This is a genomic window from Dermabacter hominis NBRC 106157 (genome assembly GCF_001570785.1).
In the GTDB taxonomy this organism is placed as follows: Bacteria; Actinomycetota; Actinomycetes; order Actinomycetales; family Dermabacteraceae; genus Dermabacter; species Dermabacter hominis.
Map to the genome: position 1 here is coordinate 1 of NZ_BCSI01000007.1, position 12449 is coordinate 12449.

11 protein-coding genes and 2 tRNA genes are annotated in these 12449 nt (G+C 61.3%); 4 read left to right on the forward strand and 9 right to left on the reverse strand.

Annotated features, from left to right (window positions below; all coding sequences use genetic code 11):
• The coding region (locus tag DEHOM01_RS07215) for a hypothetical protein (RefSeq protein ID WP_217998002.1) at positions 1 to 1641 on the reverse strand (1641 nt) is incomplete at its 3' end.
• 550 nt (positions 1642 to 2191) lie between these two features.
• On the opposite strand from DEHOM01_RS07215, the gene DEHOM01_RS07220 reads away from it, so the two are divergent.
• Positions 2192 to 2569, forward strand: coding sequence for an iron chaperone (locus DEHOM01_RS07220; protein WP_061212156.1), 378 nt, complete (start codon positions 2192 to 2194; stop codon positions 2567 to 2569).
• Positions 2570 to 2701: 132 nt separating this feature from the next.
• Here the strand turns inward: DEHOM01_RS07220 and DEHOM01_RS07225 are convergent, their stop codons facing one another.
• Complete coding sequence (locus DEHOM01_RS07225) at positions 2702 to 4354, reverse strand: ABC-F family ATP-binding cassette domain-containing protein (protein WP_061212157.1); 1653 nt, start codon at positions 4352 to 4354, stop codon at positions 2702 to 2704.
• A gap of 59 nt (positions 4355 to 4413) precedes the next feature.
• Between DEHOM01_RS07225 and DEHOM01_RS07230 the strand changes: the two genes are divergently transcribed.
• A complete protein-coding gene (locus tag DEHOM01_RS07230; protein ID WP_061212158.1) occupies positions 4414 to 5676 on the forward strand; it encodes a GNAT family N-acetyltransferase in 1263 nt (420 codons plus the stop codon).
• 29 nt (positions 5677 to 5705) lie between these two features.
• On the opposite strand, the gene DEHOM01_RS07235 is transcribed toward DEHOM01_RS07230, so the two are convergent.
• From DEHOM01_RS07235 to DEHOM01_RS07250, 5 genes are all read right to left on the reverse strand, one after another.
• On the reverse strand, positions 5706 to 6137 hold the full coding sequence (locus DEHOM01_RS07235; RefSeq protein ID WP_061212159.1) for a TA system VapC family ribonuclease toxin: 432 nt from the start codon (positions 6135 to 6137) through the stop codon (positions 5706 to 5708).
• Positions 6137 to 6388: a hypothetical protein gene (locus tag DEHOM01_RS07240; RefSeq protein WP_061212160.1), complete on the reverse strand. Its 252-nt coding sequence runs from the start codon at positions 6386 to 6388 to the stop codon at positions 6137 to 6139. Before DEHOM01_RS07240 ends, DEHOM01_RS07235 begins: the two co-directional genes overlap by 1 nt.
• A gap of 255 nt (positions 6389 to 6643) precedes the next feature.
• A tRNA-Ala gene (locus tag DEHOM01_RS07245) sits at positions 6644 to 6716 on the reverse strand.
• Positions 6717 to 6723: 7 nt separating this feature from the next.
• A complete protein-coding gene (locus tag DEHOM01_RS10140) occupies positions 6724 to 6852 on the reverse strand; it encodes a DLW-39 family protein (RefSeq protein ID WP_217998003.1) in 129 nt (42 codons plus the stop codon).
• A 19-nt stretch (positions 6853 to 6871) separates the two neighbouring features.
• Positions 6872 to 6945: transfer RNA gene (locus tag DEHOM01_RS07250), tRNA-Ile, on the reverse strand.
• Positions 6946 to 7477: 532 nt separating this feature from the next.
• On the opposite strand from DEHOM01_RS07250, the gene DEHOM01_RS07255 reads away from it, so the two are divergent.
• The gene (locus DEHOM01_RS07255; protein ID WP_061212161.1) at positions 7478 to 7927 is read left to right on the forward strand and encodes a helix-turn-helix domain-containing protein; all 450 of its coding nucleotides are present in this window, start codon (positions 7478 to 7480) and stop codon (positions 7925 to 7927) included.
• Between the two features lie 265 nt (positions 7928 to 8192).
• Positions 8193 to 8630, forward strand: coding sequence for a hypothetical protein (locus DEHOM01_RS07260; protein WP_156468326.1), 438 nt, complete (start codon positions 8193 to 8195; stop codon positions 8628 to 8630).
• 322 nt (positions 8631 to 8952) lie between these two features.
• Here DEHOM01_RS07260 and DEHOM01_RS10240 read toward each other — a convergent pair whose 3' ends face one another.
• Complete coding sequence (locus tag DEHOM01_RS10240; RefSeq protein ID WP_245630682.1) at positions 8953 to 9735, reverse strand: DUF3566 domain-containing protein; 783 nt, start codon at positions 9733 to 9735, stop codon at positions 8953 to 8955.
• A gap of 22 nt (positions 9736 to 9757) precedes the next feature.
• Entirely contained in the window at positions 9758 to 12388 is a 2631-nt protein-coding gene (gyrA, locus tag DEHOM01_RS07270) for a DNA gyrase subunit A (RefSeq protein WP_156468327.1), read from the reverse strand.
• Between the last annotated feature and the right edge of the window lie 61 nt (positions 12389 to 12449).

Consider the following 12449-nt stretch of genomic DNA (forward strand, 5'->3'; position numbering starts at 1 on the left):
CTCTGCGTAGGCAGGGGTGTACTCATCCGAGTCCTTGGTCACCAGGACGCTCCACGCGGAAACGTCGTTGCCACCGGAGACCAGGACCACATTGAAGAGGTCGCCCTTCTTGGCGTCTTCCGGGATGTCGAAGGTGCACGCTGCAACCTGAGCTTTGATGCCCTTGGACTGGTCGAGTTCGCAGGTCTTGAGGACCTTGCCCTTCGCGTCGCGCCACTCAACCTTCGATGGCAGCGTCGACAGGTCGCCCTTGAACTCCGGGGTCACCTTGGTTCCCGGAGCAGCAGGCTTGTCGATTGCGTTGTAGTCCGCCGTGATCGACACCGGGGTGTACGGCATGATCGCGTAGTTGACGTTGTACAGCGAGTTCAGGTTCTGGAACCCGATACCGTTGCCCCAGTTGATCGGCAGCTGGTTCTCACCAGGGTCAACTGCCGCCCGGAAGCCTCCGCCATCGTTGAAGCGCTGGAAGATCGGGGTGTGGAAGCCGGTGTAGCCGTTCTGAACCACACCGTCCTTGTTTTCGACCCACACGAACACATGGTTCGGGTTGAGGACGTCTTCGCGCACCTGACCCTTTTCGTACTTGCCGAATCGCAGGGTGTAGCGGCCTTCGTTATCGGTCTTGCCGTGGACGGTCTTGAGGATGTACTCGGGGTGGTCCTCGAGCATCTTCTTGGTGGCGTCGGCCAGCTTCTGCGGGTCATTCTTGTACTGCTCGTGCAGCTTTTGGTTAGCGGCAGCGCCGTCCTTGGTCAGGGTCGAGGCGTAGACGGTGTAACCGTCAGCTGCCTCGTCAATGCTGTTCATCGACGGGCCAGTGGCAACGATGCCTTTATCCGGACCACCGGTCTCGAGCCATACACGACCCGAGATGGTGTTCGGAACGCTGGTCTGAGTCGAAGCCGAGCCGATTGGCCCCTTGGGGTCTTCAACGAGCTTGTCGCCCTTGGCGGCCATCCAGCTGGTTTCGTGGTTCGGCGGAACTTCCTGGTAGAACGCCGCCATCAGCTGGATGTTGCCGTCAGCCGCAGCAAACGAGCCGAGCGGGCCTTCCACCAAACCATTGAAAGAACCGGGCACGAAACCGTTGGCCTGGCGGAACATAACAACCTTGTTGCCACGCTCATTGGTGAAGGGCTCAACCCAGATCCGGTGCTTCTGGTCAGTACGTGCCGCCCAGGTGTGCTCTTTGCCGAGCTTATCGGTCCAGGTGATGCCCTTCTTACCCGTACCGAAAGCGAAGGTGCCCTTACCACCGTTACCGCCGACGACGTCGGGGAGGGTGTGGGTCTTCGCGCTGAAGATCGGTGAGTAGGAGCCGTCCTTGTCACGGAACTGCGCGTAGACGGTCACGCCATCCATCGGAACGTTGCCGTTGTCAATGGTCGAGCCCGGGTTGCCGTTCGGGCTGGTCAGGTACACGTGACCCGAGATGAGGCCTTTGCCCACACCTTGGGCATCGGTCAGGTTCGCAGCCTTCTTGACACGACCGCTGGCGATCATGTCAGCGTCGATGGCCTGCTGATCCTGAGCGGGTTCATTGGCCATCGGGGCGACGCTCGGTGCAGTCTGAGCCGGCTGTGCAGCGATGGCCCGATCCAGGCCGCTCGCAGTGAAGCTCGGGGTCATGCTGGTCACCAGAGCCAGGGTCAGAGCAGCTGATCCAATACGCAAGGGCTTGCGATAAAAAGCCTCGTGCGACTTTCCATTAACCATTGGTGGGGGTCCTCTCGTAGTTTCCCTAGAGCATCAGGCCGTGAGCGGGAGCCCGGTACGAAAGACGAGAGGATTGTTACCGCAGCGTTATACGGCTTCTGTCCGCCAATCTGTAACGAGCGTTACTCGTGTGGCCAAAACAACCATAGCTCATAATTTCGTAGTGATGGCAGTAATGCAAGTCGCATTTGCTGGCACTTTTCGCTCATTGTGGGGTGTGTCTCATCGCTCCAACGACCCCACCACACATGCTTGAGTCTTCACTTAAATGTTACCGAGCCTCGCACACCCCGTGCGCCTCGGTGCCAGCAGAAACACGTGTTTGGGAGATCGCCACAGGCTCCCCTACGACGACCGCGGAAACTCACACCAGCAGGCGTCGGCCCGAGACTCGTTCGACTTCCGTAAGTCACATACGTTCACAAAAGTATACATTCAAGGGTTCTACGTTTTCCGACGTTAGATTTGCCCCATGACGATCAGGACGTTGGATGAGTTCCTCACCACCATCCCCGAGGGCCCCAAGCGCGACCGCATGGTTGAGGTTCTCGACTGGGTGAAGGCCACATACCCGGACCTCGAACTTAGGATCGCGTGGAGCACGCCCATGTTCACGCATCACGGCACGTTCATCATCGGGTTTTCGGCCGCGAAGATGCACATGGCCGTGTCGGCCGAAAAAGCGACCATGGACCATTTCGCGGATGTCATGCAGGAGCGCGGGACCGACCGCACGGCGATGCTTGCCCGCCTGCCGTGGAATACGCCCATCGATTACGAGCTGATGGCGGCATTCATCGACTACCAAATTGCCACGAAGAAGGACGTCACGACCTTCTGGCGCCCTTAACCTCAGGCTCCTAAAATCTGGCTCCTTTCGGAGCGGCTGTGGCCGAGGTGGTGAAAAACGACTCGGTTAGGCCCAAATACGGCCTCGACACGGCGATTTTTCACCACTTTCACCCAGCGACTCCCCCAGACCTCACCCGGTAGCACCAATAGCGGCCGCGGGTGCGAGATTGAGCCGCCGCCCCGCCCAGTGCTCAATGAGCCAGCGGTCGTGGCTCGCAATGATGAGGGTCCCCGACCATTCATTGAAGGCCCGCTCGAGCGCTTCAACGGTGGCGAGGTCGAGGAAGTTGGTGGGTTCATCGATCACGAGGAACGACGGCGCCTCGGCAAGCGCGAGAGCAAGCTGGGCGCGTCGTTGATTGCCCGCCGAAAGCTCTTCGATTCGTGTGTGCCACATCGAGGGGTGGAGCATTCCTGCGCCGCGCTCCCCCACCCCCTCAGTCCATACCTCGCGCGTGAAACCTGGGTCGAAGACGCGCGGCAGTCGCTGCGGCACAAACCCTACGGGGCGGTCGCTCGAAATACTGCCGCTCGCCTCGGCTCCTTCGGGCGAGGCTCCCGACGCGATCCAATTGAGAAAGGTTGTTTTCCCTGCGCCATTCCCGCCGGTCACGAGTAAGTGCTCTCCGCGCGCAAGATCAAGGGTGAGCGGCGCCATGCGCCCGTGCACGGCGGCATCTCGCGCCGAAAGGGCGAGGCCGGGGGCGTGGTGCGCGGGTGCGAGGGGGAACGTCAAATCGTAGGACCGAGGCCGACGGACCTCCCGCTCCTCGAGTGCCTCTAGGCGCCTGTCGTCATTTCGCTTTCGTCGCGTAGAGGTTGCCTGCGCACGATCGGCAAAGAACTTCTTCGCCATTCCTTGAGCCTCCGAGAGCCGCACCCCGCCGCGTGCGATCGATTGTGCGGCATTCCTGTGCGCGCGAATCTCCCGTTTTTCGCTCTGCTGCTCGGCGTGGATGTCGGCGTGCGCCCGGTGAGCCTTCTGTTTCGCCTCGAGGAATGCCGAGTATGCGCCATTGGTGCGATACACGCCGTGAAGATCGTGCCCCTCGGCTGTAGCTAGTGCCTGCCAGGTCGCGACGTCCAGGTCGTAAATTGCGGTCGCGGTCTCCTCAATGAAGGCGCGGTCATGGCTCGTCATCAGTACCGGCCCTTCCCACGCGCGAAGCGTATCGGCAAGGAAGGCCACGGCTTTCGCGTCGAGGTGATTGGTGGGTTCGTCGAGAACAAGAACCTCCGGCTTCGCTATGAGCACTGCCGCAAGCGGGAGACGCCCGCGCTGACCCGGCGAAAGAGTGTCGACATGCCGAGCCCGACCCTCACCGGTGAGCATCCCGAGGCCGAGACCTGCAAGGGTCTCGTCGATGCGAGCGTCAAGCGACCACACGTCGCGCGCTGTCATCTGCGCAAGGAGAGCGTCGTACTCGCGAGCATCGTCGGGGCTTCCACCCCCGTTTACCGCCATGTGGCTCGTGACGCGTTCAAACATCGTGCTGAGTGCGCGCACGGGCCGGAGGGCTTCGTCGAAATAGTCGCCAACGCTCCCCGAAAAGTTTTCTGCCGACGGAGGCTGGCTGGCGTCGGGCCCCATTCCTTCCCACGCAACCGCGCCACTATCCGGGCGAAGTTCCCCGAGCGCGAGTCGTAAAAGCGTCGTTTTTCCGCAGCCATTCGGGCCCACCAGGAATGCACGCTCACCTGCCCCCACCCGAAAGCTCACCCGATCAAGGAGGGGGCGCGACGTGAACGAAAATGACACGGCATCGAACACAAGTGCAGGCATCCCACGCTCCTCTCCCCTGGCACAGCTCCCCCAAACCCTACTTTGCTAGTGTTCCAGGCGTGAAACTCAAATATGAAACCCATCACGTCACGAGCTCAAATCCCGACGACCATCCCTGGTATCCCGCCTGGCTCACCGCCGTCCAGCAGGGATTTCACGATCCTTACCCCTCGCAGAAATTTCTCGAGCATCAACTGAAAATCGACGCGGAGCGCCAAGCGACCGCGCGCACCGTTCTCGATTCCGAACGACGCACCTACGGCCTCGGCAACGATATTCCCGTTGCCACCTTCATGGACTGGACCGGTGAACTGAACGTTGGCGGCAAGGTCATCGACTGCCACCAGATCAGCGAAGTCACCGTGCTCGCCTCCCATCGCCGCCAAGGCATCGCCACGACCCTCATGACGGAATCGCTCACAGACGCGAAGGAAAAGGGGCTCGCCGTTGCGGCCCTCACCGCGACCGAAGCGGCGATCTACGGGCGTTTCGGTTTCGGCCCCGCGATCTTCAGCACCTCCGTCGAGCTGCACGCCGGCTCCGGCTTCAGCGTGTCCGCACCCATCACCGGCACGTGCGAATACATCGACGTCACCCAGCTCGCCGAAGCCTCCCATCATGTCTTCGAGAAGTTCCACGCGCGCCAGACCGGCTCGATCAGCCGCTGCGCGCCCGAGATGGAGATCCGCAACGGCTCCATCGACAAGCCCACGCGCGAAACGAACAACAAGACCCGCGCGATCGGCCACTGGAACGAGAAGGGCGAACTCGACGGTTACGCGACGTGGCGCCTTGAAAGCCGCGGCGGCGCCCTCGACGTCATCGACTTCGTGCCCTGCACGACCGACGCGAGCATCGCCATGTGGGAGTTCCTCGGCTCCCTCGATCTCGTGCGTCGAGTCCGCTTCGACAATGCCCGCAACGACGAGCATCTCCCGTGGGCTCTCGCCGATCGCCGCCGCTACCAGATCAACGAGCACAATGATTTCCTGTGGCTGCGCGTGATCGACCCGGCCGCGCTGCTCGAGGCCCGCAACTACTACACCGAAGGCGACGTCACCTTCCGCGTGGTGGATTCGATGGGGTTTGCCGACGGCACCTGGCGCCTCACCGTGAAAGATGGCAAGGGCACGTGCGAGCCTTACGAGGGCGAGCCGCAGGTGGAGATCGATGTTCCGGCTCTCGGCTCGACTCTCCTCGGCGGAGTCAACATCCAGGCCCTCGAAACCGTGGGCTGGGTGCGCGGTGATGAGGACGCGGTCGACAAGCTCGGCATTCTCCTGCAGCGCCGTCGTGAGCCGTGGTGCGTGACCTACTTCTAAGCGCGACTACTTCTAGACGCGACCCGCGGTCACTGGACCGTCGGGACGTGAACGCGGACGCCAAACCGTGCGAAGTCACGATCAAACGTGACCATGGTGGCGCCGTACTCAAGCGCCAGTGCGGCGAGATGGGCATCGTTCGTCAGGTTCCCCGCCGCTCCTGCCTCCGCGAGTAAGCCGGCAAGAAGTGCCGCGTGCCGAACCGAGGGCTCTGGAGTGACGACCCTGGGATGAGAAATCCATGCATTAACGAGAGCCATTGCTTGCTCTGCCGTGATTGGGCGGTCGAGGATACGGGCATGGGTGCAGATGCGCACAAAGCCCAGGAGCGACATCCACGGCATACCGATGACTTCTGTCCCGCTACGGAGCTGCTCCGAAAGCCATGTATGGCTAGCTTCGTGTTGCCTTGCGTTTGCATTTACGGCATAGACCAGCACATTCGTGTCAACAATGAGCATCAGCGGCCCTCGGACAACTTTGCAGCGAGGGCCTCGTCCTCCAGATCCGCCGCAATTCGGGTTGCATGCGTGAGGTCGACACGCGGTTGCCCCATCTCGTAGCGAGCAAACGTAAAGTCCGCCGGCGAGCTAGCTCCTAGCCCCTTGCGGATTGCATCGTTCACAACCTGCTTAAAGGGAAGCTTCCGATTCGCCATTTCACGCTCGAGTAGCGAGGATACGTCGGGGTCAAGTGTAAGTGTCGTCCGCATGCACGCATCATAGCATCAATGATCATGATGTTTTGATGCTCCTACCCAAAATGCCAGTTCATCGGGGGATCCTGGAGCGGATAGCTCCGAAACGCGAGGATTTGCCACCCCATTTCCGGGGATTCGCCACCCTCGGCGCGGGGATTTGCCACCCCATTCCCGGGGATTTGCCACCTCGGTTTGGCAGCACCGGTCACGCGCATCAAGGCATGAAGAAACCCCAGGCCGGCTCTAGCCATCCTGGGGTTTTATCTGTGGAGCTAACGGGACTCGAACCCGTAACCCCCTGCTTGCAAAGCAGGTGCGCTACCAATTGCGCCATAGCCCCCGGTATGTCAGCGAGTCTGTTCTTCGGCTTCTTGCCAAAGATCATCCCTCAACTGTTTTTCTTCAACTTTCCGCCAGGTAAAGAGGCCAACGGCGGTGGAGGCGATGAGCAAAAGAAGTGCTCGTACAAACTTCACGATACCTCCGTTCGTTGAGTGGGCCTAGCTGGACTTGAACCAGCGACCTCTGTCTTATCAGGACAGCGCTCTAACCGACTGAGCTATAGGCCCTCCTGGAGCAACTTACGTAACTCCAACGAGGAAACACTCTAACCCAGTTCAGGCCCCTCACACAAACGCTTAGTGGCACGTGTAGGGCATGCCACACGGCGTGACCACAGGGGCACCTGCGGTTAGGCGCGTTTCTGTTCCGGATCGGCGTTCGCGCGGATCACACGGAGGCTCGTCACGATGCTCTCGACCTCCGTGTCAGCGAAGAGAATATCGACGGGTTGGAAGTCGTCCGTGTACGGGGATTCGAAGATTCGGCTCGCCTCCCGCCGTCACGGTTTCGCGAATGCGGTCAACATCAGCGGTGTCACCGTCCGGAAGCGCCACCTGGGCACGCAGGATCAGCAGGTCAAAACGCTTGGCGGGCTCGGGTCCGACGCTTGCTCTGCTTGGGGCAGGCCCCCTAGTTCGAGCACGTCGTGGGCGTCTTCGGCACTAAGACCGTTCGACATGTCAATGCCGCGCGCGGGCGCTTGACAGAGACGCAGCCTGGCACCAGGATATAAGTATCCTAATATCTAGGAGGTGGGGCATGTCATCAGCACTCGAATCCGTTGCACGAGCCCGGGGCATGCAGCACTTAGCCGATCTCGACTTCAAGCGAAGCGTGCTCATCGCTAAGTCGCAGGGGAAGACTCAAGTGGAGATTGCGCGAGCAGCCCGCATGTCTCAATCTGCCGTTTCACAGCACCTCAAGCAGACGCAAGACATCGCGTTCCCACCCGACGGCTTCGCTGGCGCATCACCGCTGGAAATCTGCGAACGATACGCCGCCGGTCAAATCTCCAGCGACGACCTCAAATCCCAACTCGTGGCGTGGAACTTCACCCCGTTCCCGCAACCGTCGGACATCTTCGATGACGGGCCCGTGCCTCCGCCAGGGACCTGGGCCGAAGTGGAGGAAGCCCTCTCATACGGCTACCTCAGCGAAGAACTGTACGAATCAATCCTCGACGAGCGCGAAGCCCGCGGGCTGGACTAACCATCACACCGAGAGGATCCAATGGACCCCCAAAAGCTAATGGACTCGCTGGGGAGGGACGCGGCGCGCTCGCCAAAGTTGCCGATGCGGCCGCTGGCCACTACTACGCCACACGCTAAGCGCAGCTAAATCTCCAACATTCCCAGCTTCACGTCCCGCACAAGCGCTTTGCCGCTCCAAGCGGCGCATCGACGCCAACAAAATCCTTGCACGTGCGCCAGCCGTCTCCTAAAATATAGACGAACCTATATTGGGGGTGGGTTTCATGAATGCTCTTCAGAGAATTAGGCGAGCGCGCATCGCGCGCGACATCGCAGAACTCGACCTTCAACGCGCCCTCATCCAAGCCGCACAAGACGGCGTGAGACAAGTCGATATGGCAGCAGCAGCCCAAATGGCGCAGCCATCAGTGTCGACCCGTCTTGCACACGCATCGCGGGTGCCACAAGCCACCAAGGGCTTCAGCGGAGCTGACCCTTACGAAATCGCCCAGCGCTACCACCTCGGATACATCAGCGAAGGACAGCTCATGGATGAACTCTCGCGATGGGAGTACCTGCCAGAGCCCGAACCTGAGCACATTTTCGACGATGGCGGCCCCAACCCTCCCGGAACCTGGGACGATGTCGTGAGAGCACATCGACACAAGCTCATTAGCGACGAACAGTACAACAAACTCCTCGAGCTCGACGACGAAGCGTAGCCCTCCCCCGACAGGCAAAAGGACAGACATGGCCATGAGCCTCGATCAGGACCGCCAGGTAAATCGTTAACGACTACCTGAGTAACGATGTAATTGAACTTCCCGCCACGTGGACCGGGAAACTCGATGCAGCCACCTTCGTAGACCGGGTTCTCGGTACCAAAACTCGATGGGACTACCCCTGAAGCGTGCTTTCCGCGCAGCACTGTCCTGAAGATCGTCCAGGCGCCGCAAAAACAGCAGGTACGTGAGGGAGCTCCGCGCGAACCATTAGAAAAAGGGCCAGGCTCCGAAAAGCCTGGCCCTTTCCTCACGACAGGAATTAGTTATCCGTCAGCGTGACCTTCAAGCCGCCGAGCAGCGAGGCCACGATGTTGTACAGGAACGCAAACAGCGTGCCGAGCGCGGTAATGAGGATGACGTTGAGGACGGCCACGATCACCGAATACGAGAGCATCTTCGAGAACTCGAGATACTCCATGAACGGCAGCGGCTTGCCGCTGTTGAGGTCGGAGGCAATCTGGTTGACCTGATCCCACAGGCCAATCGAGTTGACGACCTGCCACAGAAGAGCCACCGCGACCACGAGCGCGATACCGAACGCAATCGCCACGAGGAACGACAGCTTCATGACGCTCCACGGATCAAGCTGCGAAAGCGTGAGCTTGACGCGGCGGCTGCCCTGGCGGGGGGCGTCCTGCACCGGCGCGGTGTCGTGGACGCCCGGCATGGGGCGTGCGGCGGGCTGGTGGGTGGTGCGGCTACGCGGCGCCGGCTGGGCGCCCATCGGCGCGCTGTTCGGCTGACCGGGATTCGCGCCACGGTTCTGGCCAGCGGATTTTCCGCCATAGCTCTGCCCGCCCCGTGGGCCTGCGGCATGGTCCGACGCTTGCCCGCCACCCACGTTTGCCTCCTGGGCACCGGGTGCCTGGGCATTCTTCTTGGTGCGGGAGGTCGACTTCGGCGCATCGCCTTCGCCGCTCTTGATCGCGTCAATGCGGCTCGTGACGCCCTCCGAGAGCGCAGTCGTGCGCGACTCGGCGCTCTGGTCGGGCCCGCCCTGCTTCGCGATCGGCTGGGTCTTATCGTCGCTAGTGGAACTCACGGTGTTCTCCTCGCTCATTCGATCAGTCCGAGACTACGGCATCGCCGGCATCATCACTGCCAGCTTCGTCGGCCTCGTCGTCATCCGGCTCACTTTCCTTGAACACGTTGACGAGGATGATCGAGTCTTTCTGGTCGGGCTTTGCGAAGACAACGCCCATGGTGTCACGGCCCTTGGACGGCACGCCCGCGACGGAGGACCGCACGACCTTGCCCTTCTCCATGAGCACGAATACTTCATCGGTCTCCTCAACGATCGCGGCGCCCACGAGGTGACCGCGGTCGTTGGGGAGCTTCGCCACTTTAATACCGAGGCCACCGCGGTCCTGCACGCGGTACTCGTCAATCGAGGATCGCTTCGCGAAACCGGAATCGGTCACGGTAAACACGAACGTATCGGGGTGGGCGACATCCATCGCGAGAAGCTCATCATCGCCACGGAACTTCATGCCGGTCACGCCGCCCGTGACGCGACCCATCGGGCGCAAAACGTCATCGGAAGCGGGGAACCGCACACTCTGGCCGTTCTTCGAGACGAGCAACAAATGATCGTCGCTGTTGACAGCGCGGGCCGCCACAAGCTCATCGGTGACAAGGGAACCGTCGGGCCCCTCAAACTCACGCAAGTTGATCGCGATCAGGCCGGCGCTGCGGTTCGAGTCGAACGCGCTCATCGCGGTCTTCTTCACGATGCCGTGCTTCGTGGCGAGCACGAGATATTCGGCCTCGTCATACCCGCCGATCACGAGCACGGAGCGGATCGTCTCATCGGGCTGGAATTCAAGAAGGTTCGCGATGTGCTGACCCTTCGAATCGCGCGGAGCCTCCGGAAGCTCGTAGCCCTTGATGCGATACACGCGGCCAAAGTTCGTGAAGAACAAAAGCCACTTGTGCGTCGTCGTCGTAAAGAAGTGGTCGACCACGTCGTTCTCACGCAGGCTCGCGCCGCGCACACCCTTGCCGCCACGCTTTTGCGCGCGGTATTCGTCGGTCTTGGTGCGCTTGACCCAGCCGCCGCGCGTGATCGTGACGACCATGTCCTCTTCGGGGATGAGATCCTCAACGGAGACATCACCATCGAACGGCACGATCTGGGTGCGGCGTTCATCGCCGTACTTCTCGACGATCGCCTCGAGCTCCTCGCTCACGATTTCGCGCTGGCGCTGCTCGCTGCCAAGGATCTCTTCGTACTCGAGAATGAGCGCGGCGAGACGATCGTGCTCTTCGGTGATCTTCTGGCGCTCGAGGGCAGCGAGCCGGCGGAGCTGGAGCGCGAGGATCGCGTTCGCCTGGATCTCGTCGATGTCCAGGAGCGCGATAAGGGCCGTGCGAGCCTCGTCCACGTCGGGCGAGCGGCGAATGGTCGCGATGACCTCGTCGAGGGCATCGAGCGCCTTGAGGTAGCCGCGGTAGATGTGGATCTGCTCTTCGGCCTTGCGCAGGCGGAAGCGGGTGCGGCGCACAATGACGTCGATCTGGTGCTTCGTCCACTCACGCACGAACGAGTCAATCGAGAGCGTGCGCGGCACGTCGTTGACGATCGCGAGCATGTTCGCGGAGAAATTCTCCTGAAGCTGCGTCTGCTTATACAGGTTGTTGAGCACAACCTTCGCCACAGCATCGCGCTTGAGAGTGAGCACAAGGCGCTGACCGGTCTTACCCGACGTTTCGTCGGTGATGTCGGCGATGCCCTGGAGACGGCCGGCCTTGACGAGCTCGGCGATCTTCCGCGCGAGGTTGTCGGGGTTGACCTGGTAGGGAAGCTCGGTCACGACGAGCGCGAGGCGCCCGTTGATCTCTTCAGTCTTGACGACAGCGCGCTGCGTGATCGAGCCGCGACCCGTGCGGTACGCCTCCTCGATCCCCTTGCGGCCCGTGATGGTCGCACCGTTCGGGAAGTCGGGGCCCTGGATACGCTCGATGCACGCCTCGAGAAGCTCTTCCTTCGTGGCCTCAGGATTCGTGAGCAGCCACTGCACTGCAGAGGCCACCTCGCGCAGGTTGTGCGGCGGGATGTTCGTGGCCATACCCACGGCAATACCGGCCGAGCCATTCACGAGAAGGTTCGGGAAACGCGCCGGCAAAATCACGGGCTCGTCGACGGTGTTGTCGTAGTTGCCCGTCATGTCGACGGTGTCTTCGTTAATGTCGCGCACAAGCTCGAGGGCGAGCGGCGACATCTTGCACTCGGTGTACCTCGAGGCGGCGGCACCGTCGTCACCCGCGGAGCCGAAGTTGCCCTGGCCAAGGATGAGCGGATAGCGCATGTTCCATGGCTGCACGAGGCGCACCATCGCGTCATAGATCGCGGAGTCGCCGTGCGGGTGGTAATTACCCATGACCTCGCCCACGACCTTCGCGCACTTGCTGAAGGAACGCTCGGGGCGGTAGCCACCGTCGTACATGCCGTACACGATGCGGCGATGCACCGGCTTGAGACCGTCGCGCACATCGGGAAGTGCACGCCCCACGATCACGCTCATCGCGTAATCGAGGTAGCTTTTTTGCATCTCCTTGTTCAGATCAACCTGGAAGATCTGATCGCCCTCGTCCTCGTCGATCGCGTCGACCGTGGTGGTGAGGCCCTGCGGGATCGCGTGTTCGAGATCCTCGGCGCTCTTCGGGCCCTGGTCCTCGATGTTCTCGTCGCTCATGTCCTTCTCCCCTACTCTTCCTCGCGTGAATGCTCTCTCAATAACCGCTGCTTACCCCTCG

Excerpts from the sequence above, each read along its gene's own strand:
- DEHOM01_RS07220 (WP_061212156.1), top strand. The coding sequence starts at position 2,192 with ATGACGATCAGGACGTTGGATGAGTTCCTCACCACCATCCCCGAGGGC.
- DEHOM01_RS07225 (WP_061212157.1), bottom strand. The coding sequence starts at position 4,354 with ATGCCTGCACTTGTGTTCGATGCCGTGTCATTTTCGTTCACGTCGCGC.
- DEHOM01_RS07235 (WP_061212159.1), bottom strand. The coding sequence starts at position 6,137 with ATGCTCATTGTTGACACGAATGTGCTGGTCTATGCCGTAAATGCAAAC.
- DEHOM01_RS07240 (WP_061212160.1), bottom strand. The coding sequence starts at position 6,388 with ATGCGGACGACACTTACACTTGACCCCGACGTATCCTCGCTACTCGAG.
- DEHOM01_RS07255 (WP_061212161.1), top strand. The coding sequence starts at position 7,478 with ATGTCATCAGCACTCGAATCCGTTGCACGAGCCCGGGGCATGCAGCAC.
- DEHOM01_RS07260 (WP_156468326.1), top strand. The coding sequence starts at position 8,193 with ATGAATGCTCTTCAGAGAATTAGGCGAGCGCGCATCGCGCGCGACATC.
- gyrA (WP_156468327.1), bottom strand. The coding sequence starts at position 12,388 with ATGAGCGACGAGAACATCGAGGACCAGGGCCCGAAGAGCGCCGAGGAT.